The following is a 26,108-nucleotide window of genomic DNA, read 5'->3' as shown; positions in this document are numbered from 1 at the left end:
AAAGAGATGGCGCATGACGAACAACTGTGGCTCACACCCAGACTGCAAAAAGCAGCAACGCTGTGTAACCAGACGCCGGCCGCGAGTGATTCACCGCTGTGGCTCGGCGTTGATTTGGGGACCTGTGATGTGGTGTCGATGGTTGTCGACAGTGAAGGACAGCCGGTTGCGGTTTGTCTGGATTGGGCCGACGTCGTGCGTGACGGCATCGTCTGGGATTTTTTCGGTGCCGTGACCATTGTTCGTCGCCATCTCGATACGCTCGAACAACAACTGGGTTGCCGCTTTACCCACGCGGCAACCTCGTTCCCGCCAGGAACGGACCCGCGTATCTCCATTAACGTGCTGGAGTCTGCCGGACTTGAGGTTAGCCATGTGCTGGATGAGCCCACCGCCGTGGCGGATCTACTTCAGCTGGATAACGCAGGCGTGGTGGATATCGGCGGTGGGACGACCGGTATTGCCATCGTGAAGCAGGGCAAAGTGACCTATTCCGCCGACGAAGCGACCGGTGGGCATCACATTTCTCTGACGCTGGCTGGGAATCGTCGTATTCAACTGGAAGAAGCCGAGCAGTACAAGCGCAGCAACGGCAAGGAAATCTGGCCGGTAGTGAAGCCGGTTTACGAAAAGATGGCGGAAATTGTCGCCCACCATATTGCCGGGCAGGGCGTCATGGATTTATGGCTGGCCGGTGGGTCCTGTATGCAGCCGGGGGTTGATGAGCTGTTCCGTAAGCGTTTCCCGGAGCTGCAGGTGCATTTACCGCAGCACAGTCTGTTTATGACCCCGCTGGCGATTGCCAATAGCGGAAAAGTAAAAGCGGAAGGAATCTATGCAAGCTGAATTGCAGACCGCGCTCTTTCAGGCATTCGATGCCCTGAATCTACAACGCGTAAAAACGTTCAGCGTTCCACCGGTCACGCTATGCGGACTGGGAGCGCTCAGCACCTGCGGACAGGAAGCGCAAACGCGCGGGCTGACGCACATGTTCGTTATGGTAGATAGCTTCCTGCATGAAGCGGGAATGACCGCCTCACTGGAACGCAGCCTGGCGATGAAAGGCGTGGCGATGACGCTGTGGCCGTGCCCGGTCGGTGAGCCGTGCATCACTGACGTTTGCGCGGCGGTCGCACAGTTGCGCGAGTCAAAATGTGACGGCGTTGTGGCCTTCGGCGGCGGCTCGGTACTGGATGCCGCCAAAGCCGTCGCGTTGCTGGTAACCAACCCAACGCAGACACTGGCTGATATGACGGAAAACAGCGTGCTGCGTCCTCGTTTACCGCTGATTGCCGTGCCAACCACCGCCGGGACCGGGTCAGAAACCACCAACGTCACGGTGATTATCGATGCCGCTACCGGACTGAAAAAAGTGCTGGCCCACGCCACGCTGATGCCGGACGTCGCCATTCTCGATGCGGCGGTAACGGAAGGCGTACCGCCGCACGTGACGGCAATGACTGGCATCGATGCACTCACCCACGCTGTTGAAGCCTACAGCGCGCTGAACGCGACACCGTTTACCGACAGCCTGGCAATTGGCGCGATTGCGATGATCGGCAAGTCGCTGCCTAAAGCGGTGGGTTACGGCCATGACCTGGCGGCGCGCGAAAGCATGTTACTGGCTTCCTGTATGGCGGGGATGGCTTTTTCCAGCGCAGGTTTGGGCTTGTGTCATGCGATGGCTCACCAACCAGGTGCTGCGCTGCACATCCCGCACGGGCAGGCTAATGCCATGCTGCTTCCTACGGTAATGGGCTTTAACCGCATGGTGTGCCGTGAACGCTTCAGCCATATCGGCAGAGCGTTAACCAATAAGAAATCAGACGATCGTGACGCTATCAGCGCGGTAATTGAGCTGATCGCTGAAGTGGGCCAGACCAAACGGCTCGCTGACGTGGGCGCGAAACCTGAGCATTACAGTACCTGGGCGCAAGCCGCATTGAACGATATTTGTATACGCAGCAACCCACGAACCGCCACGCAGGAACAGATTATCGACCTGTACGCGGCGGCACAATAAGGCATACCAGGACGTAGGCCGGATAAGGCGTTCGCGCCGCCATCCGGCAACAACGCGACATCATTGCCTGATGGCGCTGCGCTTATCAGGCCTACTAAGCACCTGGCAAATGGAGATAGGGCTATGGGAATTAACGAAATCATCATGTACATCATGATGTTCTTTATGCTGATTGCCGCCGTGGACAGGATCCTGTCGCAGTTCGGTGGTTCAGCGCGTTACCTCGGTAAGTTTGGTAAGAGCATCGAGGGATCGGGCGGTCAGTTTGAAGAAGGTTTTATGGCGATGGGCGCACTGGGTCTGGCGATGGTCGGTATGACTGCGCTGGCACCGGTACTGGCGCATGTGCTCGGACCGGTAATTATTCCGCTGTATGAAATGCTGGGCGCGAACCCGTCAATGTTTGCCGGAACGCTGCTGGCGTGTGATATGGGCGGCTTCTTCCTGGCGAAAGAACTGGCGGGTGGCGATGTGGCCGCATGGCTGTACTCTGGCCTGATCCTCGGGGCAATGATGGGGCCGACGCTGGTCTTCTCCATCCCGGTTGCGCTGGGAATTATTGAACCGTCAGACCGTCGTTATCTGGCTCTGGGCGTACTGGCCGGTATCGTGACCATTCCGGTTGGCTGTATCGCTGGCGGCCTGGTGGCAATGTACTCCGGGGTTGAAATCAACGGGCAACCGGTGGAGTTCACCTTCGCGCTGATTCTGATGAACATGATTCCGGTGCTGATCGTCGCCATCCTGGTGGCGCTGGGGCTGAAATTTATCCCGGAAAAAATGATTAACGGCTTCCAGATCTTCGCCAAGTTCCTGGTGGCGCTGATCACTATCGGCCTGGCGGCGGCGGTCATTAAGTTCCTGCTTGGCTGGGAGCTGATCCCGGGTCTCGATCCTATCTTCATGTCTGCGGGTGATAAGCCCGGCGAAGTGATGCGCGCCATCGAAGTGATCGGTTCTATCTCCTGCGTGCTGCTGGGTGCCTACCCGATGGTACTGCTGCTGACCCGTTGGTTTGAAAAACCGCTAATGAGTGTCGGCAACCTGCTGAAAATCAACAATATAGCCGCTGCGGGTATGGTGGCAACGCTGGCGAACAACATCCCGATGTTCGGCATGATGAAAAATATGGATACCCGCGGCAAAGTGATCAACTGCGCGTTCGCGGTCTCTGCAGCCTTCGCTCTGGGTGACCACTTAGGTTTTGCCGCCGCGAACATGAACGCCATGATTTTCCCGATGATTGTCGGCAAGTTGATTGGTGGTGTGACGGCGATTGGCGTAGCGATGATGCTGGTGCCAAAAGACGAAAATGTTCCGGCCGTTGTTGACGCGGAAACTGCAGAAGCAAAAGCGGAGGCGCAATCGTGAATACTCGCCAGCTACTGAGCGTCGGTATCGATATCGGCACCACCACCACTCAGGTGATCTTCTCCCGCCTTGAGCTGGTTAACCGTGCGGCAGTGTCGCAGGTGCCGCGCTACGAATTTATCAAACGCGAAATTAGCTGGCAAAGCCCGGTCTTCTTCACACCCGTCGATAAGCAGGGCGGGTTGAAAGAGGCTGAACTTAAAGCGCTGATCCTGGCTCAGTATCAGGCGGCGGGTATTGCGCCGGAAACGGTTGATTCCGGCGCGATCATCATTACCGGAGAAAGCGCGAAAACCCGCAACGCCCGTCCGGCGGTGATGACGCTCTCCCAGTCGCTGGGTGACTTCGTGGTGGCCAGTGCCGGTCCGCACCTGGAATCGGTGATTGCCGGTCACGGTGCCGGTGCACAAACTCTGTCTGAGCAGCGTCTGTGCAGCGTGCTGAATATCGATATCGGCGGCGGGACGTCAAACTACGTACTGTTTGATGCCGGAAAGGTCAGCGGCTCTGCGTGCCTGAACGTCGGGGGACGACTGCTGGAAACTGACGGTCAGGGGCGCGTGGTCCATGCGCACCAGCCGGGACAGATGATCGTCGACGAGGTGTTTGGTGCCGGTACCGACGCCCGAACGCTCAATGCCGCACAGCTTGTCCAGGTCGCGCGGCGAATGGCGAATCTGATCGTGGAAGTGATTGACGGCACGCCTTCTGCCCTGGCGCAGGCGCTGATGCAAACCGGTTTACTGCCTGCGGGCGTGAAACCGGATGTGATTACGCTTTCCGGAGGAGTGGGCGAGTGCTACCGCAACCAGCCTGCTGATCCGTTCTGTTTTTCTGACATTGGACCGCTGCTGGCGACGGCGCTGCATGAACATCCGCGCTTGCGTGAGATGAACGTGCAGTTCCCGGCGCAAACCGTGCGCGCCACGGTGATTGGCGCCGGGGCGCATACGCTGTCGCTGTCGGGCAGCACCATCTGGCTGGAAGGCGTGGCACTTCCGCTGCGCAATCTGCCGGTGGCGATCCCGGTTGACGACGCTGATTTGGTGGCGGCCTGGCAGCTGGCGCTGGTGCAGCTCGATCTTGATCCGAAAACAGACGCCTATGTGCTGGCGCTGCCCGGGTCGCTGCCGGTGCGCTACGCCGCGCTATTAACGGTCATCGACGCGCTGCTGGCCTTTGTCGCGCGTTATCCGAATCCGCATCCCCTGCTGGTGGTAGCCGAGCAGGATTTTGGTAAAGCCCTGGGCATGCTGTTACGCCCACAGTTACAGCAACACCCGCTGGCGGTCATCGATGAGGTGATTGTCCGGGCGGGGGACTATATCGACATTGGTACGCCTCTTTTTGGCGGATCGGTTGTGCCGGTGACGGTGAAATCACTCGCATTTCCTTCCTGAGGGAACGACTTATGAAACTAAAGACCACATTGTTCGGCAATGTTTATCAGTTTAAGGATGTAAAAGAGGTGCTGGCCAAAGCCAACGAACTGCGTTCGGGGGATGTGCTGGCAGGTGTCGCCGCGACAAGCTCACAGGAGCGCGTGGCGGCCAAACAGGTGTTGTCGGAAATGACGGTGGCGGATATTCGCAACAACCCGGTGATTTCCTATGAAGAGGACTGCGTCACGCGTCTGATTCAGGATGACGTCAACGAAACAGCCTATAACCGCATCAAAAACTGGAGCATCAGTGAGCTGCGCGAGTACGTGTTGAGTGATGAAACCTCTGTCGATGACATTGCGTTTATGCGCAAAGGGTTAACGTCAGAAGTGGTCGCTGGGGTGGCAAAAATTTGCTCCAACGCGGACCTGATCTACGGCGGCAAAAAAATGCCGGTGATCAAAAAAGCCAACACCACGATCGGCTTGCCGGGCACCTTCAGCTGCCGTTTGCAGCCGAACGACACCCGTGACGATGTGCAGAGTATTGCCGCGCAAATCTACGAAGGGCTTTCTTTCGGTGCGGGCGATGCGGTGATCGGCGTTAACCCGGTAACCGATGACGTGGAGAACTTAAGCCGCGTACTCGACACCGTGTATGGCGTGATCGACAAATATAACATTCCTACTCAGGGCTGCGTGCTGGCGCACGTTACTACCCAGATCGAAGCGATTCGTCGCGGCGCGCCGGGCGGGCTGATTTTCCAGAGTATCTGCGGTAGCGAGAAAGGCTTGAAAGAGTTCGGCGTTGAGCTGGCGATGCTGGACGAGGCGCGTGCAGTGGGCGCTGAATTCAACCGTATCGCCGGGGAAAACTGCCTGTACTTTGAGACCGGGCAGGGGTCTGCGCTTTCTGCTGGCGCTAACTTCGGTGCCGATCAGGTGACGATGGAAGCGCGTAACTACGGGCTGGCACGCCACTACGATCCGTTCCTGGTGAATACCGTTGTCGGCTTTATCGGGCCAGAGTATCTCTACAATGACCGCCAGATTATTCGCGCCGGTTTAGAAGATCACTTCATGGGCAAGCTGAGCGGCATTTCGATGGGCTGTGACTGTTGTTACACCAACCATGCCGATGCTGACCAGAACCTCAATGAAAACCTGATGATTCTGCTCGCCACCGCAGGCTGCAACTACATCATGGGCATGCCGCTCGGTGACGACATCATGCTCAACTATCAGACCACCGCGTTCCACGACACCGCGACTGTGCGCCAGTTGCTGAACCTGCGTCCGTCGCCGGAGTTTGAACGCTGGCTGGAAAACATGGGCATTATGGCAAACGGTCGCCTGACCAAACGGGCGGGCGATCCGTCACTGTTCTTCTGATGACGCGGGGATGACACACGATGGATCAAAAACAGATTGAAGAAATTGTACGCAGCGTAATGGCGTCAATGGGTGAGTCACAACCGCAGGCTCAAGCGCCGTCAGCGGAAGTGAAATGCAGCACCACGCAGTGCGCCGCACCAACGGGCGAAAGCTGTGCCATGGATTTAGGATCGCCGGAAGCGAAAGCGTGGATTGGCGTTGAAAACCCGCACCGCGCAGAAGTGTTGACGGAGCTGCGTCGCAGCACCGCTGCACGTGTCTGTACCGGTCGTGCTGGCCCTCGTCCGCGTACCCAGGCGCTGCTGCGCTTCCTGGCTGACCACTCACGCTCGAAAGATACCGTGCTGAAAGAGGTGCCGGAAGAGTGGGTGAAAGCACAAGGCTTGCTGGAAGTGCGCTCGGAAATCAGTGACAAAAATCTGTACCTGACCCGCCCGGACATGGGCCGTCGTCTGAGTGCGGAAGCGATTGAAGCGCTGAAATCCCAGTGCGTGGCGAACCCGGATGTCCAGGTGATTGTCTCTGATGGTCTGTCTACGGATGCCATCACCGCCAACTACGAAGAGATTCTGCCGCCATTGTTGTCTGGATTAAAACAGGCTGGGCTGAAGGTTGGCACGCCGTTCTTTGTCCGCTATGGCCGCGTGAAAATCGAAGATCAGATTGGCGAGCTGCTGGGTGCGAAAGCGGTGATCCTGCTGGTCGGTGAACGTCCGGGCTTAGGCCAGTCGGAAAGTCTTTCCTGCTACGCCGTCTATTCACCGCGCGTGGCGACTACCGTTGAGGCCGACAGAACCTGTATTTCCAACATTCACCAGGGCGGTACGCCACCGGTCGAAGCGGCTGCGGTAATCGTGGATTTGGCCAAACGCATGCTGGAGCAAAAAGCGTCCGGCATCAACATGACCCGTTAAGGAGGCATCATGCCAGCATTAGATTTGATTAGACCTTCAGTCACCGCCATGCGCGTGATTGCCTCGGTAAATGACGGTTTTGCCCGCGAACTTAAATTACCGCCACATATACGTAGCCTCGGACTCATCACAGCAGACTCTGATGACGTGGCGTATATTGCCGCAGACGAAGCGACAAAACAGGCAATGGTCGAAGTGGTTTATGGCCGCTCGCTGTATGCCGGTGCGGCGCACGGACCTTCTCCAACGGCAGGTGAAGTGTTGATTATGCTCGGTGGACCTAACCCGGCGGAAGTTCGCGCGGGTCTGGATGCGATGGTGGCCAATATTGAAAATGGCGCCGCGTTCCAGTGGGCCAATGATGCAGAAAATACGGCTTTCCTGGCACACGTGGTATCGCGTACCGGTTCATACCTTTCTGCTACGGCGGGATGCGTACTGGGCGATCCGATGGCTTATCTGGTGGCTCCGCCATTAGAAGCAACCTACGGGATTGATGCTGCGCTGAAATCTGCCGATGTACAGATTGTTACCTACGTGCCGCCACCGTCAGAAACCAACTACTCGGCGGCGTTTTTAACCGGTAGCCAGGCCGCCTGTAAAGCCGCCTGTAACGCCTTCGCTGATGCTGTTCTGGATATTGCCCGTAATCCTGTCCAGCGCGCGTAAGAGAGGTTGCAATGATCAATTCACTGGGATTACTGGAAGTGGATGGCATGGTGGCTGCTGTAGACGCGGCGGATGCCATGCTGAAAGCCGCGAACGTGCGTCTGCTTAGCCACCAGGTGCTCGATCCTGGCAGGCTAACGCTGGTGGTGGAAGGCGATCTGGCGGCGTGTCGTGCAGCGCTGGATGCCGGTTGTGCTGCTGCTGCGCGTACAGGACGTGTTATCAGCCGCAAGGAGATAGGACGGCCGGATGATGACACCCAGTGGCTGATCGGCGGTTTTACGCGCCAGCCGAAAAAACCAGAACCGAAGAAATCAGAACCGAAGCCGGAAGTGACATCAGACGTGAAAACAGAGAAGACGCAGGAAGCACCGGTGTCCTCTGAATCCTCTGACGAATTACTGGCGCTGTTAACATCGGTCCGTCAAGGAATGACGGCAGGGGAAGTGGCCGCGCACTTTGGTTGGTCACTTGATAAAGCCAGAATTGCGCTGGAACAGCTCTTTTCTGCCGGAGCGTTGCGTAAACGCAGTAGTCGCTATCGCTTAAAAAATTAACCTGTCGGAGGGCCGGGGGCTTCAGTGAAGCTTCCGGCTTCAAAGGTCATGAAAAAGAAACGTACTGCAAACCTGCACCATCTTTATCATGAAGTATTACCCGAAGACGTTAAACTTACGCCGAAAGTGGAAGTGGACAATGTTCATCAGCGGCGAACAACGGATGTGTATGAGCACGCGCTGACCATTACCGCCTGGCAGCAGATCTACGACCAGCTGCATCCAGGTAAATTTCATGGCGAGTTCACTGAAATCCTGCTTGATGATATTCAGGTGTTCCGTGAATACACCGGTCTGGCGCTGCGTCAGTCCTGTCTCGTCTGGCCAAATTCATTCTGGTTTGGTATTCCTGCTACGCGCGGCGAACAGGGGTTTATTGGCACCCAATGTCTGGGTAGCGCTGAAATTGCCACCCGTCCGGGCGGGACGGAATTTGAGCTGAGTACGCCGGATGACTACACCATTCTTGGCGTCGTGATCTCTGAAGAGGCGATCGCTCGTCAGGCTAACTTCCTGCACAACCCGGAAAGGGTGCTGCATATGCTGCGCAACCAGTCGGCGCTGGAAGTAAAAGAACAACACAAAGCCGCATTGTGGGGCTTTGTGCAACAGGCGCTGGCGACGTTTAGCGAGAATCCTGAAAATCTTCGCCAGCCTGCGGTGCGCAAAGTGTTAGGGGATAATCTGCTGTTGGCGATGGGTACCATGTTGGATGAAGCCCAGCCGATCATCACCGCCGAGAGTATCAGCCATCAGAGTTACCGTCGGTTGCTGTCGCGTGCGCGCGAATATGTGCTGGAAAATATGTCGGAGCCGCTGACCGTGCTCGACCTGTGCAATCAGCTGCATGTCAGCCGAAGAACCTTGCAAAATGCCTTCCATGCGATCCTGGGGATTGGGCCGAATGCCTGGTTAAAACGCATTCGTTTGAACGCAGTCCGCCGTGAGCTTATCAGCCCGTGGTCGCAGAGTACGACGGTAAAAGATGCCGCGATGCAGTGGGGATTCTGGCATTTAGGGCAGTTTGCCACCGATTACCAGCAGCTGTTTGCCGAGAAACCGTCGCTCACGCTGCATCAGCGTATGCGTCAGTGGGCGTGATGAGATTATTGAGTCGGATGCGACGCTTCGCGTTTTATCCGACCTACGGGACGGTGCCATTATTGAAGTTGTAGGCCGGATAAGGCGTTAGCCGCCATCAGGCAATGACACCCAGTCGCGCACCTGAATAAACTCGCTAAGGGCGGCTTCCGGGCTGTTCGCTTCCGGCTGCCAGTCATACTCCCAGCGCACCAGCGGCGGCAGCGACATCAGAATGGATTCCGTACGCCCGCCAGTCTGTAGACCAAACAGCGTGCCGCGATCCCACACCAGGTTAAATTCCACGTAGCGTCCACGACGATAAAGCTGGAAGTTGCGCTCGCGCTCACCCCAACTCATCGCTTTGCGCCGCTCAACGATCGGCAGATACGCGTCGGTATAGCCTGTGCCAACTGCTCGCATAAAATCGAAACAGTGGTCGAAGTCCGGGGTATTTAAATCATCGAAAAACAGTCCGCCGATGCCGCGCTGTTCGTTGCGATGCTTAAGGAAAAAGTAGTCATCGCACCACTTTTTGTAACGCGGGTAAACGTCATCGCCAAACGGCTGGCACAGCTCAAGCGCCGTACGGTGCCAGTGAACGGCGTCCTCTTCAAAGCCGTAGTAGGGCGTTAAATCAAAGCCACCGCCAAACCACCACACCGGATCGACACCGGGTTTTTCGGCGATAAAAAACCGCACGTTGGCATGACTGGTGGGAATGTACGGGTTGAGCGGGTGCACCACCAGTGACACGCCCATCGCTTCAAAACTGCGCCCGGCCAGTTCTGGTCGATGTGCTGTCGCCGAGGCTGGCATCGCGTCACCATGGACATGGGAGAAATTCACGCCCGCTTGTTCAAAAATCCCACCGTTACGCAGCACCCGGCTGCGTCCGCCGCCACCTGCTTCGCGCTGCCAGCTATCTTCAACAAATTCAGCGCCGTCTACGGCAGACAGTTGCTGGCAAATATCATCCTGCAGGCTGAGCAGGAACTGTTTAACGCGCTGGGCATCGGGCTTCATGATTAACGTTTCTTCGAGTGGGCTTTCTGGTTATCAAACCAGTGGAAATAGCTGATAACGCCATTGGCGATAGCGGTGGCAATTTTCTGCCGAAATGCCGTGGTGCCCAGCAGGCGTTCTTCTTCCGGGTTGGTAATAAATGAGGTTTCTACCAACACCGAAGGAATAGACGGCGATTTTAGCACCACGAAGGCGGCCTGTTCTGTACTGCGGCTGTGCAGACGGTGTACTGGCTTGATCTTCTTCAGGATGTGCGACCCTAAGGTCAGGCTATTTTTAATGGTGTCGGTCTGAACCAGATCGAACAGCACTTGCTGCAACAAATGATCTTTGTCGGTGGCTTTTTTCCCGGCGACTTCATCCGCGCGGTTTTCACGATCGGACAGATACTTTGCCATGGCGCTACTGGCGCCGCGGTTAGACAGAGCAAAGACCGACGCCCCCGCCGCGCTGGGGTTAGTAAAACCGTCGGCGTGGATGGACATAAACAGGTCGGCACCGTGCTTGTGGGCGATCTCGACGCGGTCGTACAGCGGAATAAAGGTATCGCCGGAGCGGGTCAGCCGGGCATCGATCCCCTGGCTACGCAGGATGGATCGCACGTTTTTGGCAATCGCCAGCACCACGTGTTTTTCCTTCGAACCGTTGCGACCAATTGCCCCGGTATCAATGCCACCGTGACCCGGATCGAGAACCACAACACGCTTTGCGCCTGATTTTTTCGCTTTCGGTTTACTGTGACCATTGCTGGTTTTTAGCGCTTCTTCTTTAGCGATAGCTGGCGACATACCTGACAGCGTCAGGGCAGCCAGCCCGGCTTTCAGCACCTGGCGGCGCGATGTGAGAGTTTTTAGTGGTTTAAAAGTGCTCATACGGCCTGAGTTGTAATAAATAAGTTCCAGATGTTATATCGTATCGCGTAGTCCGTTGCGACGGATCGGGATAATAATTGTTTTACTTTTCATTTCAATACGTGACAGTTGCCTATTATGCCATTTTTTACGCCGCTTCGCGTCAGATATTGGCTTAATCAGTTGTTCACGCCATAATCACTATTTTTAGGGCTAAAAAGGGTCTCAATACCATGGAGATACGCGTATTTCGCCAGGAAGATTTCGAAGAGGTTATCACCCTCTGGGAGCGCTGCGACCTGCTGCGTCCATGGAACGATCCGGAAATGGATATTGAGCGCAAGGTGAATCACGACGTCAGCTTGTTCCTGGTCGCCGAGGTGAACGGTGAAGTCGTTGGCACGGTGATGGGGGGTTACGACGGTCATCGCGGCTCAGCGTACTATCTTGGCGTACACCCTGAATTTCGTGCTCGTGGCATTGCGAATGCACTGCTCAGCCGGCTGGAGAAAAAGCTCATTGCCCGCGGATGTCCGAAGATTCAAATTATGGTGCGTGACGACAATGACATCGTGCTGGGCATGTATGAACGTCTGGGATATGAACATGCTGACGTACTCAATCTGGGCAAGCGCTTGATTGAAGATGAAGAGTACTGAGTTTCATCCCGCCGACTATGACGGTCACGGGCGTCTGCGCCTCCCTGTTTTGTTCTGGTGCGTGCTGTTGCTTCAGGCGCGCACGTGGGTGCTGTTTGTGATTGCGGGATCTTCTCGCGAGCAGGGTAACACCTTACTGAATTTGTTTTACCCCGATCACGATGCGTTCTGGCTGGGATTGCTCCCAGGCGTTCCGGCAGTGCTGGCGTTTTTACTCAGCGGGCGGCGTTTTGCATTTCCTGCGCTGTGGCGCTGGCTGCGCGGATTACTGATTTTGGCCCAGTTGGCGTTGCTTTGCTGGCAGCCACTGCTGTGGTTGGGGGGCGATCCGGTCAATGGCGTTGGGCTGGCGCTGCTGGTAGCCGATGTTGTCGCCCTGGTCTGGCTACTGACTAACCCGCGTTTACGTGCCTGTTTTGCCATCGAAAAAGAATAACGGCACTTTTTTATGAAGCCGGACTCCAAGCAACGTTAATTAATAAAGAAAGGATGTGAGATGAAATCGCTGCGTTTGATGTTATGCGCGATGCCGCTGGTACTGACTGGCTGCTCGACGCTCTCGTCGGTGAACTGGTCCGCCGCAAATCCGTGGAACTGGTTTGGTTCTTCGACGGAAGTCACCGAGCAGGGGGTGGGACAACTCACTGCTGCGACGCCGCTGGATGAGAAAGCCATTGCCGATGCGCTGGACGGAGATTATCGCCTGCGCAGCGGGATGAAGACCGACAACGGCAATGTGGTGCGCTTTTTTGAAGCAATGAAAGAAGATAAGTTGGCGATGGTGATCAATGGCGATGGGGGGACCATCAGCCGTATTGATGTACTGGACGGCGATATTGAGTCAGCGTCCGGTGCAGAAATCGGTACACCGTTTAGTGACCTTTACACCAAAGCGTTCGGTAATTGCCAGAAAGCGACCGGCGATGATAGTGCAGGTGTTGAGTGTAAAGCTGAGGGAAGTCAGCATATTAGCTACATTTTTTCCGGTGAGTGGAGCGGTCCTGAAGGCATAATGCCGTCTGACGATACGCTGAAAGACTGGAAAGTAAGCAAAATTATCTGGCGGCGTTAATTTGCGTCTGAACAAATCGACAGACTAAAAAAACAGGTAGAATAACGCCCATCAATGCCCCGAGGTCGTGGCATCTTTTTTTCAGGAGGAACAATGTCTCAGGTTCAGAGTGGCATTTTGCCAGAACATTGCCGTGCGGCGATTTGGATTGAAGCCAATGTAAAAGGCGACGTTGAGGCTTTGCGCGCTGCCAGCAAAACATTTGCTGATAAGTTGGCGACCTTTGAAGCAAAATTCCCGGATGCACATCTGGGCGCGGTTGTGGCTTTCGGTAACAAAACCTGGCGCACGCTGAGCGGTGGCGTAGGGGCTGAAGAGTTAAAGGACTTTATCCCTTACGGTAAAGGTCTGGCCCCGGCAACGCAGTATGACGTGCTGATCCACATTCTTTCTCTGCGTCATGACGTGAATTTCTCTGTTGCGCAGGCGGCCATGGACGCCTTTGGTGATTGCATCGACGTGAAAGAAGAGATCCACGGTTTCCGTTGGGTCGAAGAGCGTGATCTGAGCGGCTTCGTTGATGGTACGGAAAACCCGGCCGGGGAAGAGACGCGTCGTGACGTTGCGGTTATCAAAGATGGCGTGGATGCGGGGGGTAGCTATGTGTTCGTGCAGCGCTGGGAGCACAACCTGAAGCAGCTGAACCGCATGAGCATCCACGATCAGGAAATGATGATTGGTCGCACCAAAGAAGCTAACGAAGAGATCGACGGCGACGATCGCCCGGCCACCTCTCACCTGAGCCGCGTAGATTTGAAAGAAGACGGTAAAGGGCTGAAAATTGTCCGCCAGAGCCTGCCATACGGTACCGCCAGCGGTACGCACGGTCTGTACTTCTGCGCTTACTGCGCGCGCCTGCACAATATTGAGCAGCAACTGCTGAGCATGTTCGGCGACACCGACGGTAAACGTGACGCCATGCTGCGCTTCACCAAGCCGGTGACCGGCGGCTATTATTTTGCGCCATCGCTGGACCGCTTAATGGCGCTGTGAGAGTGAGTTGCCGGATGGTGGCATAACGCCTTCTCCGGCCTACACACTGGCGTAAAATACATCTCCCCGCACCGTCGGGGATTTTTTTTACCTGAAATTAACCTGATTTAGTGAGCCATTTCGCAGCACTGATTTGTTAATGCTGTATCTTCTGCGTGAATGAAGCGGATGCTTCATATTCAAAAGGAGAATATTGAAATGGGAAAACTCACGGGCAAAACAGCATTGATTACGGGCGCATCTCAGGGTATTGGCGAAGGGATCGCCAGAACATTTGCCCGCCACGGTGCGAACCTGATCTTGCTGGATATCTCCGATGAGATTGAAAAACTGGCGGATGAGCTTGTTGGACGCGGTCACCGTTGTACAGCAGTTTATGCGGACGTCAGAGATTTTGCTTCTGTCACGGCGGCGGTAAAACGCGCGAAGAACATTGAGGGCAAAATCGATATTCTGGTCAACAACGCAGGCGTATGCCGCCTCGGCAGCTTCCTTGAAATGAGCGATGAAGATCGCGATTTCCATATTGATATCAACATCAAAGGTGTCTGGAACGTGACGAAAGCCGTTCTGCCGGAGATGGTTGCTCGCAAGGATGGGCGCATCGTGATGATGTCATCCGTCACCGGCGATATGGTCGCCGATCCGGGCGAAACGGCCTATGCACTGTCAAAAGCCGCTATTATCGGCTTAACCAAATCGCTGGCGGTGGAATACGCGCAATCCGGCATCCGCGTTAATGCTATTTGCCCCGGCTATGTCCGCACGCCAATGGCGGAAAACATCGCGCGTCAGTCTAACCCGGACGATCCGGAATCAGTGTTGACTGAAATGGCAAAAGCCATTCCGCTGCGTCGCCTGGCGTGTCCGCTTGAAGTCGGTGAACTGGCGGCGTTCCTGGCGTCTGATGAGTCCAGCTACTTAACCGGCACGCAGAACGTGATCGATGGCGGCAGTACCCTGCCAGAAAGCGTTAGCGTTAGCGTCGGCGTCTGAGTGATGCTTGTCTCCTCCCCGCGAACAGGGGAGGAGTTACCTCTTATTCTCTTTTCAACTTTCAAATCATCAAACGGTATATAAAACCGTTACTCCTTTTACTCCCGTTATAAATATGATGGCCATAAGAAAGTCATTAAATTTATAAGGGTGCGCAATGGCCGTTAACTTACTGAAAAAAAGAACTCTGACGCTGGCGGCGCTGCTGCTGGTCGGTCAGGCGCAGGCAACGGAACTGCTGAACAGTTCCTATGATGTGTCTCGCGAACTGTTTGCCGCCCTTAACCCGTCGTTTGAACAGCAATGGGCGCAGGATAACGGCGGTGACAAGCTGACGATTAAACAATCTCATGCCGGGTCATCAAAACAGGCGCTGGCGATTCTGCAGGGGCTGAAAGCCGACGTCGTCACCTATAACCAGGTCACTGATGTGCAGATTCTGCATGACAAAGGAAAGCTGATTCCGGCCGACTGGCAAAGCCGTCTGCCAAATAACAGCTCGCCGTTCTATTCCACAATGGGCTTCCTGGTGCGCAAAGGTAACCCGAAAAACATCCATGACTGGAATGACCTGGTGCGTTCTGACGTCAAACTGATCTTCCCAAACCCGAAAACCTCCGGTAACGCGCGCTATACCTATCTGGCGGCGTGGGGTGCGGCGGCAAAAGCGGACGGCGGCGATAAAGCTAAAACCGAACAGTTCATGACCCAGTTCCTGAAAAATGTTGAAGTCTTTGATACCGGCGGTCGCGGTGCCACCACCACCTTTGCGGAACGTGGGCTGGGCGACGTGCTGATCAGCTTCGAATCAGAAGTGAACAACATTCGTAAGCAGTATGAAGCGCAGGGTTTCGAGGTCGTTATTCCTAAGACCAATATCCTCGCCGAGTTCCCGGTGGCGTGGGTCGATAAAAACGTGCAGGCCAATGGCACTGAGAAAGCGGCGAAAGCCTACCTGAACTGGCTGTACAGCCCGCAGGCGCAGACCATCATCACGGATTACTACTACCGTGTGAATAACCCGCAGGTGATGGACAAGCTGAAAGATAAATTCCCGCAGACCGAGTTGTTCCGCGTGGAAGATCAGTTTGGCGCATGGCCTGAGGTGATGAAAACGCACTTTGTCAGCGGCGGTGAGCTGGACAAACTGTTGGCGGCGGGGCGTAAGTAAATGTTTGCTGTTTCCTCCCGACGCGTGCTGCCCGGCTTTACCTTAAGCCTGGGCACCAGCTTACTGTTTGTCTGCCTGATATTGCTGCTGCCGCTCAGTGCGCTGGTGATGCAACTGGCGCAAATGAGCTGGGCGCAATACTGGGAAGTGATTACCAATCCGCAGGTGGTGGCTGCCTATAAGGTAACGCTGCTGTCCGCGTTTGTGGCCTCGATCTTTAACGGCGTGTTCGGCCTGCTGATGGCGTGGATCTTAACCCGCTATCGCTTTCCAGGTCGCACACTGCTGGATGCGTTAATGGACCTGCCGTTTGCGCTGCCTACGGCAGTGGCGGGCCTGACGCTGGCCTCGCTGTTTTCGGTTAACGGTTTTTACGGCGAGTGGCTGGCGAAACTGGATATTAAAGTAACCTACACCTGGCTCGGTATTGCGGTCGCCATGGCGTTTACCAGCATTCCGTTCGTAGTGCGTACCGTACAGCCGGTGCTGGAAGAGTTAGGCCCGGAGTATGAAGAAGCTGCGGAAACGCTCGGCGCCACGCGCTTGCAGAGCTTTCGTAAAGTGGTGCTGCCGGAATTATCTCCGGCGCTGGTTGCCGGGATCGCACTTTCGTTCACCCGCAGTCTGGGGGAATTTGGTGCGGTTATCTTCATCGCCGGGAACATCGCCTGGAAAACGGAAGTCACTTCTCTGATGATTTTTGTCCGCTTGCAGGAGTTTGACTATCCCGCCGCCAGCGCGATTGCGTCGGTGATCCTCGGGGCATCGCTGTTGCTGCTGTTTTCGATTAACACCCTGCAGAGTCGCTTTGGTCGACGCGTGGTAGGTCACTGATGGCAGAGATTACCCAATTGAAACGCTATGGCGCGCCCCGCATCAACTGGGGGAAATGGTTTCTGATCGGCACCGGTATGCTGGTCTCCGCGTTCATTTTGCTGGTGCCGATGATTTATATCTTCGTGCAGGCGTTCAGCAAGGGATTAATGCCGGTATTACAGAACCTGGCCGACCCGGACATGCTGCACGCTATTTGGCTAACGGTGCTGATTGCGCTGATCGCGGTACCGGTGAACCTGGTGTTTGGCGTGCTGCTGGCGTGGCTGGTCACGCGCTTTAACTTCCCCGGTCGCCAGTTGCTGCTGACGTTGCTGGATATCCCGTTTGCCGTGTCGCCAGTGGTCGCCGGTCTGGTCTATCTGCTGTTTTATGGTTCCAACGGCCCGCTCGGCGGCTGGCTGGATGAGCACAACCTGCAGGTGATGTTCGCCTGGCCGGGAATGGTGCTGGTCACGGTCTTCGTCACCTGTCCGTTTGTGGTGCGTGAGCTGGTGCCGGTGATGTTGAGCCAGGGCAGCAATGAAGATGAGGCGGCTATTTTACTTGGCGCATCCGGCTGGCAGATGTTCCGCCGCGTGACCTTGCCAAACATTCGCTGGGCGCTGCTGTACGGCGTGGTGCTGACCAACGCCCGCGCGATTGGCGAGTTTGGCGCGGTGTCGGTGGTGTCCGGCTCGATTCGCGGCGAAACCCTGTCTCTGCCTTTGCAGATTGAATTACTGGAGCAGGACTACAACACCGTCGGCTCCTTTACCGCTGCGGCGTTATTAACGCTGATGGCGATTGTTACCCTGTTTTTGAAGAGCATGTTGCAATGGCGTCTGGAGAACCAGGAAAAACGCGCGCAGCAGGAGGAAAATCATGAGCATTGAGATTGCCAATATTAAGAAGTCTTTTGGTCGCACCCAGGTGCTGAACGATATCTCACTGGATATTCCTTCAGGTCAGATGGTCGCGCTGCTGGGGCCGTCCGGTTCAGGCAAAACTACGCTGCTGCGCATTATTGCCGGGCTGGAGCATCAGTCCAGCGGGCATATTCGCTTTCACGGTACGGACGTCAGTCGTCTGCACGCTCGCGAGCGTAAGGTGGGGTTTGTATTCCAGCACTACGCGCTGTTCCGGCATATGACCGTCTTCGACAATATCGCCTTTGGTCTGACGGTACTACCACGTCGCGAGCGTCCGAATGCGGCGGCGATCAAAGCAAAAGTCACCAAACTGCTGGAAATGGTACAGTTGGCCCATCTGGCAGAACGCTTCCCGGCGCAGCTTTCCGGTGGTCAAAAACAGCGCGTGGCGCTGGCGCGTGCGCTGGCGGTAGAGCCGCAGATCCTGCTGCTCGACGAACCATTTGGCGCGCTTGATGCCCAGGTGCGTAAAGAATTGCGTCGCTGGCTGCGTCAGTTGCATGAAGAACTGAAATTCACCAGCGTGTTCGTTACCCACGATCAGGAAGAAGCGACGGAAGTGGCGGATCGCGTGGTGGTGATGAGTCAGGGTCATATCGAGCAGGCCGATGCGCCGGATCAGGTATGGCGTGAACCGGCCACCCGCTTTGTGCTGGAGTTTATGGGCGAAGTGAACCGCCTGCAGGGCACCGTACGCGGTGGGCAGTTCCACGTTGGCGCGCATCGCTGGCCGCTGGGATATACGCCCGCGTATCAGGGACCGGTCGATTTGTTCCTGCGTCCGTGGGAAGTCGATGTGAGTCGCCGTACCAGCCTCGATTCGCCGCTGCCGGTACAGGTGCTGGAAGCCAGTCCGAAAGGTCACTACACCCAATTAGTTGTCCAGCCACTGGGGTGGTATAACGAGCCGCTGACGGTGGTGATGCAGGGCGATAACCCCCCAAGCCGCGGTGAACGTCTGTTTGTGGGACTGCAAAATGCGCGTCTGTATAACGGTGAACAGCGGATTGAAACGCGTGAAACCGAACTTGCTCTGGCACAATCCGCCTGATAGGTTAATTCGCATAGTTATCGCCCGGTGGCGCTATGCTTACCGGGCCTACGGGCTAAATCATGACCTGTAGGCCGGGTAAGCGCAGCGCCACCCGGCATTTTATTGAGCAGAAAACGTGAACACATTAGAACAAACAATTGGCAATACGCCTCTGGTAAAACTGCAACGTCTGGCGCCGGATAACGGCAGTGAAATTTGGGTCAAGCTGGAAGGCAATAACCCGGCAGGGTCGGTAAAAGATCGTGCCGCGCTGTCAATGATTGTCGAAGCGGAAAAACGTGGAGAAATTAAGCCTGGTGATGTGCTGATCGAGGCGACCAGCGGCAATACCGGGATCGCGCTGGCGATGATTGCTGCGCTGAAAGGCTATCGTATGAAGCTGTTGATGCCGGACAACATGAGTCAGGAGCGTCGTGCCGCGATGCGCGCCTACGGTGCTGAGCTGATTCTGGTTAGCAAAGAGCAGGGCATGGAAGGGGCGCGCGACTTAGCCCTGGAGATGGCTCAGCGCGGTGAGGGCACGCTACTCGATCAGTTTAACAACCCTGATAATCCGTATGCGCATTACACCACCACCGGGCCGGAGATCTGGCAGCAAACGTCAGGCCGTATCACTCATTTCGTTTCCAGTATGGGCACCACCGGCACCATTACCGGCGTGTCACGTTTTCTACGCGAGCAGGATAAACCCGTGACCATCGTCGGATTACAACCGGAAGAGGGCAGCAGTATTCCGGGGATACGTCGCTGGCCCGCGGAATATATGCCGGGGATTTTTAACGCCTCGCTGGTGGATGAAGTACTGGATATTCATCAGGACGACGCTGAGAAAACCATGCGTGAGCTGGCGGTCCGCGAGGGTATTTTTTGTGGCGTGAGTTCCGGCGGCGCGGTAGCCGGTGCGCGCCGTATAGCAGAGCAAAACCCTGGTGCGGTTGTGGTGGCGATCGTTTGCGATCGCGGCGATCGCTATCTCTCGACCGGCGTGTTCGGTGAAGAGCATTTCAACCAGGGATTAGGGATCTAAGTTGTTTGCCTGATAAGCGTAGCGCCATCAGGCAAACATATGACACGATCGCCGGATGATGACGTAAAGCGTGTTATCCGGCCTGCAATGTTCAATCGTTACGTTTTTCTACCAGCAGATCAAGGAACTGCCACAGTTTCTCGTTCATCTGCTGGTAGTTCCATGCACGCATTTCTGTAACGGATCGAATAAACGGTTTACCTTTGGCATCCGCCAGTTCCTGCTCTGAGTGCTGGATCAGTCCTTCAACCGCTTCGGCAGTGAACTCCATATGGCACTGGAAACCATAGACAAAATTACCGTACTGCACAATTTGTCGTGGGCAACCCTCGCTGGTGGCAAGAACCGTAGCCTGATCGGTTAACCCCGGCATATCGTTATGCCAGTGCCCGACCATCAGCGGTGAACCGAAGTGGGCGATCAGCGGATGCGTTTTACCTGCGTCGGTCAACGTAATGGGGTAATGACCAATCTCTTTTTCCGGGCTTTGACACACTCTCGCCCCCAGAGCCTCACCGATCAGCTGCGAACCGAGACAAATACCGACCACAATCTTACGCGCCGCAATCGCCTGGTTGATCAGGTGCTGTTCAGCCTGAGCATCAAAATATGGGCACTCTGCCAGCGTGGTACGCGGTGATTGCGGGCCACCGAAGACCACCAGCATATCGAAATCGTCGGCACTGGCGGGAACGGACTCTCCGGCGTAAACGCGCGACCAGCTGATGGCGTAACCGCGTTCTTCGGCCCATGGCAGATAGGCGCCAGCAGATTCAAATGACTCATGAATAACAAAATGAACTCGCATGTATTCTCTCCGGTTAGCGCTTCAGCGCCTGATGAATATCAGCCGCCAGCCTGGTAATGTCGTGGTCGTCTAATGTTGACAGCGTAATGCGCAGGCCGTGTGACGGCGCATTGATGCCAAATACTTCGCCTTCTCGTACCAGCCAGCCGGCTTTCGCCAGCGCGAAAGCGAGCGACTGGCTGTGGGTCTGTAGCGGCAGCCACAGATTCAGACCATCGCCAGCGGCAAGTTCAATGCCCTGTTGCTGAAGGGTCTGGCTTAGCTTTTGTTGCTGAGAGGCGTAAAACTGCTGAGTCTGCACCAACGTGCGCTGATAGTTCTCATCACTCAGACAGGCGCAGGCCAAATCCTGCAACAGGTGGCTGACCCACTGACTGCCGGCGTTAAGCCGCAGACGCAGTTTTGCCGAGGTATCGGGATCGCTGGCAACGATGGCGAGGCGTAGATCCGGGCCTAATGTTTTTGACATCGAACGGATGACTGCCCAGTGTTTTGTCTGCGGCGCAATCACCGGATACAACGGGGATGCGGACAGCAGGGCAAAGTGATCGTCGATAATCACCAGCGTTTGCGGGTAACGTGACAGGATATCCTGCAACCGGGCGGCGCGGATAGCACTGAGGCTACAGCCGGTTGGATTGTGCGCGCGCGGGGTGATGATCACCGCCCGCGCTCCTTTCTGTAGCGCCAGCTCCAGCATGTCTGGCTGCATGCCTTCGCTGTCCACGCTGACCGGGCTTGCTGAGTACCCGGCATAACGCAGCATATTGATGCTGCTTAAAAAACAGGGATCTTCGACGGCGACGCTATCACCCGGCAGCAAATGGGCGCACAGTAGCCGTTCGATGGCATCAATGGCGCCGCTGGTAATATCAATTTCACCTGGGCCGGGCAGGACATCCTGCATCCATTGCGTCGCCCACGTCTTAAGCCCAGGGGAGACGACCTCGTCGCCATATAAGCGGGGGTGTTTATTTATTTTCGCGAAATAGTGACTCAGGTCGGGGAGGCGTGAAGGCGCAGGATTGCCGCCGGAAAGGTCGGTTAGCGGTGTATCCGGATTCCCCCCTTCCAGCGCAACGGGCGAGGATACGCCCTTGATTACCGTGCCGTTACGTCCCTGGCTAAGTGCCAGTCCGGTAGTGACCAGGCGTTTATAGGCCGCTGCGACAGTATTGCGATTAACGTTTAATACCGTTGCCAGATCCCTGACCGGCGGCAGCGTGTCTCCTGCGACAAGTGCGCCTGTAGTGATATGTTGACGAATACTGTCAAAAATTTCGTTAGCGGTTTTTCCGTCGATCATTATTGACCTATGACAAAATGAATTTTAGCATATGACGATAATAGTGAGGCATCAGCCCGCTGTCCAGCGAGAGGAGAGGTTTATGGAGCAGGAGAGTGAAATACAGTCAGTGCTCTTCGACGACAAGCATCGGGCGTTACAAACCGATATCGTCGCCGTCCAGTCACAGGTGGTGTATGGCAGCGTAGGCAACAGTATTGCCGTGCCGGCCATTAAAGCGCATGGGTTACGGGTGACGGCGGTACCGACGGTGCTGTTCAGTAACACCCCACATTATGAAACCTTTTATGGCGGGATTATCCCCGGCGACTGGTTTAATGGTTATCTCACTGCTTTACATGAGCGCGATGCCTTACGTGAACTCAAGGCGGTAACGACCGGCTATATGGGAAGCGCAGAGCAGATAGCGCTGCTCGCACGGTGGCTGGAAACCGTTCGCGCCGCGCATCCAGAGCTGTGTATTCTGGTCGATCCGGTGATGGGTGATATCGACAGCGGGATGTACGTGAAGGCCGAGATTCCGGAGGCGTACCGCACGCACCTGCTCCCGCTGGCGCAGGGCGTGACGCCGAACGTGTTTGAACTGCAAATGCTGAGTGGAAAACCGTGTCGCACGCTCGATGAGGCGATTTTGGCGGCAAAATCTCTGCTTACCGACACGCTGAAATGGGTGGTAATAACCAGTGCGCCGGGTGATGTCGAGGAGGTTATCAACGTGGCGGTGGTGACGGCTGAAACGGTTGAGGTGTTAGCCCACCCGCGGGTGAAAACGGACCTCAAGGGAACCGGCGATCTGTTTTGCGCTGAACTGATAAGCGGTATCGTTGCAGGAAAAGCGCTTACCGCCGCCACACATGATGCTGCGCAGCGCGTGCTGGAAGTGATGACCTGGACCCACCTGTGCGGGTGTGATGAATTAATTCTGCCGCCGGCAGGGGAGGCGCGATGAAGAGTTATCGGTTGGTGGTTCGCCAGCATGGACGTTTAGTGGGGCATTTCGATACCAGCGGCACCGAGGCGCTGGAAGATATCTGCGTGGCGCGCGCGATGTTTGGTATTGCCGGAGGATATGACTGTGAACTGCTGGTGGCGGATTCAGAAAGACGGATGCTGGAAAGCGGGCCTGAAGGGATGAAAATTTTGATGCGCGAAGCGTGTTACCGCCCGATGACCTCGCAGATTTAATGCCGGATGGTGGCGTGAACGCCTTATCCGGCCTACGGTGAGAGTTTCTTTGTAGGCCGGATAAGCGCTGCGCCATCCGGTAAAGTGCTGCCTGATTGCCGGATGGCAGCGTAAACGCCTCATCCGGCCTACGCAGAATTACTTCTTGATGCGGATAACCGGGGTTTCGCCCACGGTCACGCTACCGGACAGTTTGATCAGTTCTTTGATTTCGTCCATGTTGGAGATAACAACCGGCGTCAGGGTAGACTTGGCTTTTTCTTCCAGCAGTGCCAGATCGAATTCAATAACCGGGTCGCCCACTTTAACGCGTTGACCTTCTTCAGCAATACGCTTGAAGCCTTCGCCTTTCAGTTCAACGGTATCAATACCGAAGTGAACGAACAGCTCAATGCCGCTATCAGATTCGATAGAGAACGCATGGTTGGTTTCAAAGATTTTGCCGATGGTGCCGTCTACAGGGGCAACCATTTTGTTACCGGTTGGTTTGATAGCGATGCCATCACCAACGATTTTTTCAGCAAAAACTACATCCGGCACGTCTTCGATGTTGACGATCTCGCCAGAGAGCGGAGCTATAATCTCAATAGTTCCGGTGTCTTTCTTATCATCAGAAACCAGAGATTTCAGTTTATCGAACAAACCCATGATCTTCTCCTAAGCAGTAAATTGGGCCGCATCTCGTGGATTAGCAGATTGTTTTTTCTTCAATGAACTTGTTAACCAGCGTCATTAACTCGTCCGTTGTCGGTTGAGCAAGAGCCTGCTCTGCTAACACCTTCGCATCTTCGAAGTTCGTGTTACGGATAATCTTCTTAATGCGCGGGATAGAAATGGCGCTCATAGAGAATTCGTCCAGACCCATCCCCAGCAACAGAAGTGTAGCACGTTCGTCGCCTGCAAGCTCACCACACATGCCGGTCCATTTGCCTTCAGCATGAGAAGCATCAATAACTTGCTTGATCAGCGTCAGAACAGATGGCGACATCGGTTGGTAAAGGTGGGAAATCATATCATTACCACGGTCAACTGCCAGGGTGTACTGCGTTAAATCATTGGTGCCGATACTAAAGAAGTCAACTTCTTTGGCTAAATGACGTGCAATGGTTGCCGCAGCCGGTGTTTCCACCATCACGCCAATCTCAATGGTTTCGTCAAATGCTTTGCCTTCGTCACGCAGTTCCTGTTTGTAGATTTCGATCTCTTTGCGCAGTGCGCGTACTTCTTCAACAGAGATGATCATCGGGAACATGATGCGCAGTTTGCCGAAAGCAGAAGCACGCAGGATGGCACGAACCTGGTCACGCAGGATCTCTTTACGATCCATCGCGATACGAATAGCACGCCAGCCCAGGAATGGGTTCTCTTCTTTCGGGAAGTTCATGTACGGCAGCTCTTTATCGCCACCGATGTCCATAGTACGCACGATGACCGCCTGCGAGCCACAGGCTTCAGCAACGGCTTTATACGCAGCAAACTGTTCTTCTTCAGTTGGCAGCGAGTCACGGTCCATAAACAGGAATTCGGTACGATACAGACCCACGCCTTCAGCGCCATTACGCTCAGCGCCTTCAACGTCACGCACGGTACCGATGTTGGCGCACACTTCAACCTGATGACCGTCCAGCGTGATAGCTGGCAGATCTTTCAGCTTAGCGAGTTCCGCTTTCTCGGTAGCAACTTGCTCCTGAACGGCACGCAGTTGCTCAATAACGTCGTTGGTTGGATTGACGTAAACCAGATTGTTTACGGCATCCAGAATCAGATAGTCGTCGTTTTTCACCTGAGAGGTGACGCTGCCGGTACCCACGATGGCAGGCAGTTCCAGAGAACGTGCCATGATTGAGGTATGGGAAGTACGTCCACCCGCGTCAGTGATGAAACCCAGCACCTTATTCAGGTTCAGCTGTGCGGTTTCTGACGGTGTCAGATCGGCGGCAACCAGGATAACTTCGTCCTGAATAGCGCTCAGGTCAATAATTGCCAGACCCAGGATGTTACGCAGCAGGCGTTTACCGATGTCACGTACGTCAGCCGCACGTTCTTTCAGGTATTCATCATCCAGCTCTTCCAGAGCGGTGGCCTGACCTTCGATAATTTCATGCGCAGCTGCGTCAGCCGTCATGTGCTTATCTTTAATCAGGGCTATGATTTCCTGCTCCAGCTCCTCATCTTCGAGCAGCATGATATGCCCTTCAAAGATGGCTTCTTTTTCTTCACCGAACGTTTCACCAGCTTTGGTTTTGATCGCTTCCAGTTGCGCAGATGCCTTGGCACGACCGCTCAGAAAACGTTCAACTTCCTGATCAACCTTGTCGGCAGAAATTTTTTTCCGGTCAATGACGATTTCGTCTTCTTTCAGCAGCAGTGCTTTGCCGAAAGCGATACCCGGGGATGCTAAAATGCCTGAAATCATAACCCTACCTTACTTGTGACTGATATTGAAAAGAACTCGTTGAACTTACTCGAGTTCAGCCATCAGTTTAACCAGATGCTCAACTGCTTTCTGCTCGTCTTCGCCTTCTGCGGAAAGGGTAACAACGGTGCCCTGAGTCAGGCCCAGAGTCTGCAGTTTAAACAGGCTTTTGGCGCTAGCGCTTTTGCCGTTGGAAGTCACAGTAATTTCAGACGTAAAGCCTTTTGCTTCTTTAACGAACTGAGCAGCAGGGCGAGTATGCAGACCGTTCGGAGCGGTAATGGTAACTTCTTGCTGGAACATTATATTTCCCCAACTTATAGGTTTAGTGTTGTGGAACTAAAGTCTAGCCTGGCGGCTCAACTTTAGCCTGTATTGTTAGCGTCGACCTAAACAGGTCGCGACACAA

Annotated in this window: 28 protein-coding genes; 21 read left to right on the top strand and 7 right to left on the bottom strand. The window is 55.2% G+C overall.

What is annotated here, in order from left to right; genetic code table 11:
* The first annotated feature begins 6 nt into the window (after positions 1-6).
* From eutJ to eutR, 9 genes are all read left to right on the top strand, one after another.
* Positions 7-846, top strand: coding sequence for an ethanolamine utilization protein EutJ (eutJ, locus tag M2374_RS06685; protein WP_096756229.1), 840 nt, complete (start codon positions 7-9; stop codon positions 844-846).
* Complete coding sequence (gene eutG, locus M2374_RS06680) at positions 836-2,023, top strand: ethanolamine utilization ethanol dehydrogenase EutG (RefSeq protein ID WP_115257818.1); 1,188 nt, start codon at positions 836-838, stop codon at positions 2,021-2,023. The genes eutJ and eutG overlap by 11 nt, the downstream gene beginning before the upstream one ends.
* Positions 2,024-2,146: 123 nt before the next feature.
* Positions 2,147-3,394 (top strand): ethanolamine utilization protein EutH, encoded by a 1,248-nt coding sequence (eutH, locus tag M2374_RS06675; protein ID WP_096756231.1) that lies wholly within the window; start codon positions 2,147-2,149, stop codon positions 3,392-3,394.
* The gene (eutA, locus tag M2374_RS06670; protein ID WP_115257819.1) at positions 3,391-4,794 is read left to right on the top strand and encodes an ethanolamine ammonia-lyase reactivating factor EutA; all 1,404 of its coding nucleotides are present in this window, start codon (positions 3,391-3,393) and stop codon (positions 4,792-4,794) included. The genes eutH and eutA overlap by 4 nt, the downstream gene beginning before the upstream one ends.
* 11 nt (positions 4,795-4,805) lie before the next feature.
* A complete protein-coding gene (eutB, locus tag M2374_RS06665) occupies positions 4,806-6,167 on the top strand; it encodes an ethanolamine ammonia-lyase subunit alpha (protein WP_096756233.1) in 1,362 nt (453 codons plus the stop codon).
* A 20-nt stretch (positions 6,168-6,187) separates the two neighbouring features.
* The gene (gene eutC / locus M2374_RS06660; RefSeq protein ID WP_096756234.1) at positions 6,188-7,084 is read left to right on the top strand and encodes an ethanolamine ammonia-lyase subunit EutC; all 897 of its coding nucleotides are present in this window, start codon (positions 6,188-6,190) and stop codon (positions 7,082-7,084) included.
* Between the two features lie 9 nt (positions 7,085-7,093).
* A complete protein-coding gene (eutL, locus tag M2374_RS06655) occupies positions 7,094-7,753 on the top strand; it encodes an ethanolamine utilization microcompartment protein EutL (protein WP_096756235.1) in 660 nt (219 codons plus the stop codon).
* A gap of 11 nt (positions 7,754-7,764) precedes the next feature.
* Positions 7,765-8,310 (top strand): ethanolamine utilization microcompartment protein EutK, encoded by a 546-nt coding sequence (eutK, locus tag M2374_RS06650; RefSeq protein WP_096756236.1) that lies wholly within the window; start codon positions 7,765-7,767, stop codon positions 8,308-8,310.
* Between the two features lie 48 nt (positions 8,311-8,358).
* Positions 8,359-9,411: an HTH-type transcriptional regulator EutR gene (gene eutR, locus M2374_RS06645; protein WP_115257821.1), complete on the top strand. Its 1,053-nt coding sequence runs from the start codon at positions 8,359-8,361 to the stop codon at positions 9,409-9,411.
* 87 nt (positions 9,412-9,498) lie between these two features.
* Here eutR and hemF read toward each other — a convergent pair whose 3' ends face one another.
* Complete coding sequence (gene hemF, locus M2374_RS06640; RefSeq protein WP_181688895.1) at positions 9,499-10,416, bottom strand: oxygen-dependent coproporphyrinogen oxidase; 918 nt, start codon at positions 10,414-10,416, stop codon at positions 9,499-9,501.
* A gap of 2 nt (positions 10,417-10,418) precedes the next feature.
* On the bottom strand, positions 10,419-11,288 hold the full coding sequence (gene amiA, locus M2374_RS06635) for an N-acetylmuramoyl-L-alanine amidase AmiA (RefSeq protein WP_117343548.1): 870 nt from the start codon (positions 11,286-11,288) through the stop codon (positions 10,419-10,421).
* 212 nt (positions 11,289-11,500) lie between these two features.
* Between amiA and M2374_RS06630 the strand changes: the two genes are divergently transcribed.
* The 10 genes from M2374_RS06630 to cysM all read left to right on the top strand — a co-directional run bounded on the left by M2374_RS06630 (position 11,501) and on the right by cysM (position 19,984).
* On the top strand, positions 11,501-11,926 hold the full coding sequence (locus M2374_RS06630; RefSeq protein ID WP_096756240.1) for a GNAT family acetyltransferase: 426 nt from the start codon (positions 11,501-11,503) through the stop codon (positions 11,924-11,926).
* On the top strand, positions 11,913-12,362 hold the full coding sequence (locus M2374_RS06625; RefSeq protein WP_115257824.1) for a DUF2919 domain-containing protein: 450 nt from the start codon (positions 11,913-11,915) through the stop codon (positions 12,360-12,362). The genes M2374_RS06630 and M2374_RS06625 overlap by 14 nt, the downstream gene beginning before the upstream one ends.
* A 60-nt stretch (positions 12,363-12,422) precedes the next feature.
* Complete coding sequence (locus M2374_RS06620; protein ID WP_181688896.1) at positions 12,423-12,998, top strand: RpoE-regulated lipoprotein; 576 nt, start codon at positions 12,423-12,425, stop codon at positions 12,996-12,998.
* 93 nt (positions 12,999-13,091) lie between these two features.
* On the top strand, positions 13,092-13,991 hold the full coding sequence (yfeX, locus tag M2374_RS06615; protein ID WP_096756243.1) for a porphyrinogen peroxidase: 900 nt from the start codon (positions 13,092-13,094) through the stop codon (positions 13,989-13,991).
* 198 nt (positions 13,992-14,189) lie between these two features.
* On the top strand, positions 14,190-14,987 hold the full coding sequence (gene ucpA / locus M2374_RS06610; protein WP_181688897.1) for an SDR family oxidoreductase UcpA: 798 nt from the start codon (positions 14,190-14,192) through the stop codon (positions 14,985-14,987).
* A gap of 157 nt (positions 14,988-15,144) precedes the next feature.
* Complete coding sequence (gene cysP / locus M2374_RS06605; protein WP_115257825.1) at positions 15,145-16,158, top strand: thiosulfate/sulfate ABC transporter substrate-binding protein CysP; 1,014 nt, start codon at positions 15,145-15,147, stop codon at positions 16,156-16,158.
* Entirely contained in the window at positions 16,159-16,992 is an 834-nt protein-coding gene (gene cysT / locus M2374_RS06600; protein WP_096756246.1) for a sulfate/thiosulfate ABC transporter permease CysT, read from the top strand. It abuts the gene before it with no gap.
* Positions 16,992-17,867: a sulfate/thiosulfate ABC transporter permease CysW gene (gene cysW, locus M2374_RS06595; RefSeq protein WP_115257826.1), complete on the top strand. Its 876-nt coding sequence runs from the start codon at positions 16,992-16,994 to the stop codon at positions 17,865-17,867. The genes cysT and cysW overlap by 1 nt, the downstream gene beginning before the upstream one ends.
* Positions 17,857-18,954: a sulfate/thiosulfate ABC transporter ATP-binding protein CysA gene (gene cysA, locus M2374_RS06590; RefSeq protein WP_096756248.1), complete on the top strand. Its 1,098-nt coding sequence runs from the start codon at positions 17,857-17,859 to the stop codon at positions 18,952-18,954. The genes cysW and cysA overlap by 11 nt, the downstream gene beginning before the upstream one ends.
* Positions 18,955-19,072: 118 nt before the next feature.
* On the top strand, positions 19,073-19,984 hold the full coding sequence (gene cysM, locus M2374_RS06585; RefSeq protein WP_115257828.1) for a cysteine synthase CysM: 912 nt from the start codon (positions 19,073-19,075) through the stop codon (positions 19,982-19,984).
* A 91-nt stretch (positions 19,985-20,075) separates the two neighbouring features.
* Here the strand turns inward: cysM and M2374_RS06580 are convergent, their stop codons facing one another.
* Positions 20,076-20,792, bottom strand: a complete 717-nt coding sequence (locus tag M2374_RS06580; RefSeq protein ID WP_181688898.1) for a type 1 glutamine amidotransferase — start codon at positions 20,790-20,792, stop codon at positions 20,076-20,078.
* Positions 20,793-20,805: 13 nt separating this feature from the next.
* Complete coding sequence (ptsJ, locus tag M2374_RS06575; protein ID WP_137399774.1) at positions 20,806-22,098, bottom strand: transcriptional regulator PtsJ; 1,293 nt, start codon at positions 22,096-22,098, stop codon at positions 20,806-20,808.
* Positions 22,099-22,180: 82 nt separating this feature from the next.
* Between ptsJ and pdxK the strand changes: the two genes are divergently transcribed.
* Both pdxK and M2374_RS06565 read left to right on the top strand, forming a co-directional pair.
* Positions 22,181-23,047, top strand: a complete 867-nt coding sequence (gene pdxK / locus M2374_RS06570; protein ID WP_115257831.1) for a pyridoxine/pyridoxal/pyridoxamine kinase — start codon at positions 22,181-22,183, stop codon at positions 23,045-23,047.
* Positions 23,044-23,283, top strand: a complete 240-nt coding sequence (locus M2374_RS06565) for a cytoplasmic protein (RefSeq protein WP_096756253.1) — start codon at positions 23,044-23,046, stop codon at positions 23,281-23,283. The genes pdxK and M2374_RS06565 overlap by 4 nt, the downstream gene beginning before the upstream one ends.
* Positions 23,284-23,421: 138 nt before the next feature.
* Here the strand turns inward: M2374_RS06565 and crr are convergent, their stop codons facing one another.
* From crr to ptsH, 3 genes are read right to left on the bottom strand one after another with little or no spacing between them, the layout of a single operon-like run.
* Positions 23,422-23,931 carry a PTS glucose transporter subunit IIA gene (gene crr / locus M2374_RS06560; RefSeq protein ID WP_049841435.1) on the bottom strand — a complete coding sequence of 170 codons (510 nt, stop codon included), beginning with the start codon at positions 23,929-23,931 and terminating at the stop codon, positions 23,422-23,424.
* A gap of 40 nt (positions 23,932-23,971) precedes the next feature.
* Complete coding sequence (gene ptsI, locus M2374_RS06555; protein WP_115257832.1) at positions 23,972-25,699, bottom strand: phosphoenolpyruvate-protein phosphotransferase PtsI; 1,728 nt, start codon at positions 25,697-25,699, stop codon at positions 23,972-23,974.
* 45 nt (positions 25,700-25,744) lie between these two features.
* Positions 25,745-26,002 (bottom strand): phosphocarrier protein Hpr, encoded by a 258-nt coding sequence (gene ptsH / locus M2374_RS06550; RefSeq protein ID WP_002913505.1) that lies wholly within the window; start codon positions 26,000-26,002, stop codon positions 25,745-25,747.
* Positions 26,003-26,108: the final 106 nt, after the last annotated feature.

Source organism: Citrobacter sp. JUb117 (genome assembly GCF_024809055.1).
GTDB lineage: Bacteria > Pseudomonadota > Gammaproteobacteria > Enterobacterales > Enterobacteriaceae > Citrobacter > Citrobacter gillenii.
Note: the sequence above shows the minus strand (reverse complement) of the source record. Positions and strands in the feature narration are given on the sequence as shown.

Coding starts and splice junctions, on each gene's coding strand:
- eutJ (WP_096756229.1), top strand. CDS start 7: ATGGCGCATGACGAACAACTGTGGCTCACACCCAGACTGCAAAAAGCA.
- eutG (WP_115257818.1), top strand. CDS start 836: ATGCAAGCTGAATTGCAGACCGCGCTCTTTCAGGCATTCGATGCCCTG.
- eutH (WP_096756231.1), top strand. CDS start 2,147: ATGGGAATTAACGAAATCATCATGTACATCATGATGTTCTTTATGCTG.
- eutB (WP_096756233.1), top strand. CDS start 4,806: ATGAAACTAAAGACCACATTGTTCGGCAATGTTTATCAGTTTAAGGAT.
- eutC (WP_096756234.1), top strand. CDS start 6,188: ATGGATCAAAAACAGATTGAAGAAATTGTACGCAGCGTAATGGCGTCA.
- eutL (WP_096756235.1), top strand. CDS start 7,094: ATGCCAGCATTAGATTTGATTAGACCTTCAGTCACCGCCATGCGCGTG.
- eutK (WP_096756236.1), top strand. CDS start 7,765: ATGATCAATTCACTGGGATTACTGGAAGTGGATGGCATGGTGGCTGCT.
- eutR (WP_115257821.1), top strand. CDS start 8,359: ATGAAAAAGAAACGTACTGCAAACCTGCACCATCTTTATCATGAAGTA.
- hemF (WP_181688895.1), bottom strand. CDS start 10,416: ATGAAGCCCGATGCCCAGCGCGTTAAACAGTTCCTGCTCAGCCTGCAG.
- amiA (WP_117343548.1), bottom strand. CDS start 11,288: ATGAGCACTTTTAAACCACTAAAAACTCTCACATCGCGCCGCCAGGTG.
- M2374_RS06630 (WP_096756240.1), top strand. CDS start 11,501: ATGGAGATACGCGTATTTCGCCAGGAAGATTTCGAAGAGGTTATCACC.
- M2374_RS06625 (WP_115257824.1), top strand. CDS start 11,913: ATGAAGAGTACTGAGTTTCATCCCGCCGACTATGACGGTCACGGGCGT.
- M2374_RS06620 (WP_181688896.1), top strand. CDS start 12,423: ATGAAATCGCTGCGTTTGATGTTATGCGCGATGCCGCTGGTACTGACT.
- yfeX (WP_096756243.1), top strand. CDS start 13,092: ATGTCTCAGGTTCAGAGTGGCATTTTGCCAGAACATTGCCGTGCGGCG.
- ucpA (WP_181688897.1), top strand. CDS start 14,190: ATGGGAAAACTCACGGGCAAAACAGCATTGATTACGGGCGCATCTCAG.
- cysP (WP_115257825.1), top strand. CDS start 15,145: ATGGCCGTTAACTTACTGAAAAAAAGAACTCTGACGCTGGCGGCGCTG.
- cysT (WP_096756246.1), top strand. CDS start 16,159: ATGTTTGCTGTTTCCTCCCGACGCGTGCTGCCCGGCTTTACCTTAAGC.
- cysW (WP_115257826.1), top strand. CDS start 16,992: ATGGCAGAGATTACCCAATTGAAACGCTATGGCGCGCCCCGCATCAAC.
- cysA (WP_096756248.1), top strand. CDS start 17,857: ATGAGCATTGAGATTGCCAATATTAAGAAGTCTTTTGGTCGCACCCAG.
- M2374_RS06580 (WP_181688898.1), bottom strand. CDS start 20,792: ATGCGAGTTCATTTTGTTATTCATGAGTCATTTGAATCTGCTGGCGCC.
- ptsJ (WP_137399774.1), bottom strand. CDS start 22,098: ATGATCGACGGAAAAACCGCTAACGAAATTTTTGACAGTATTCGTCAA.
- pdxK (WP_115257831.1), top strand. CDS start 22,181: ATGGAGCAGGAGAGTGAAATACAGTCAGTGCTCTTCGACGACAAGCAT.
- M2374_RS06565 (WP_096756253.1), top strand. CDS start 23,044: ATGAAGAGTTATCGGTTGGTGGTTCGCCAGCATGGACGTTTAGTGGGG.
- crr (WP_049841435.1), bottom strand. CDS start 23,931: ATGGGTTTGTTCGATAAACTGAAATCTCTGGTTTCTGATGATAAGAAA.
- ptsI (WP_115257832.1), bottom strand. CDS start 25,699: ATGATTTCAGGCATTTTAGCATCCCCGGGTATCGCTTTCGGCAAAGCA.
- ptsH (WP_002913505.1), bottom strand. CDS start 26,002: ATGTTCCAGCAAGAAGTTACCATTACCGCTCCGAACGGTCTGCATACT.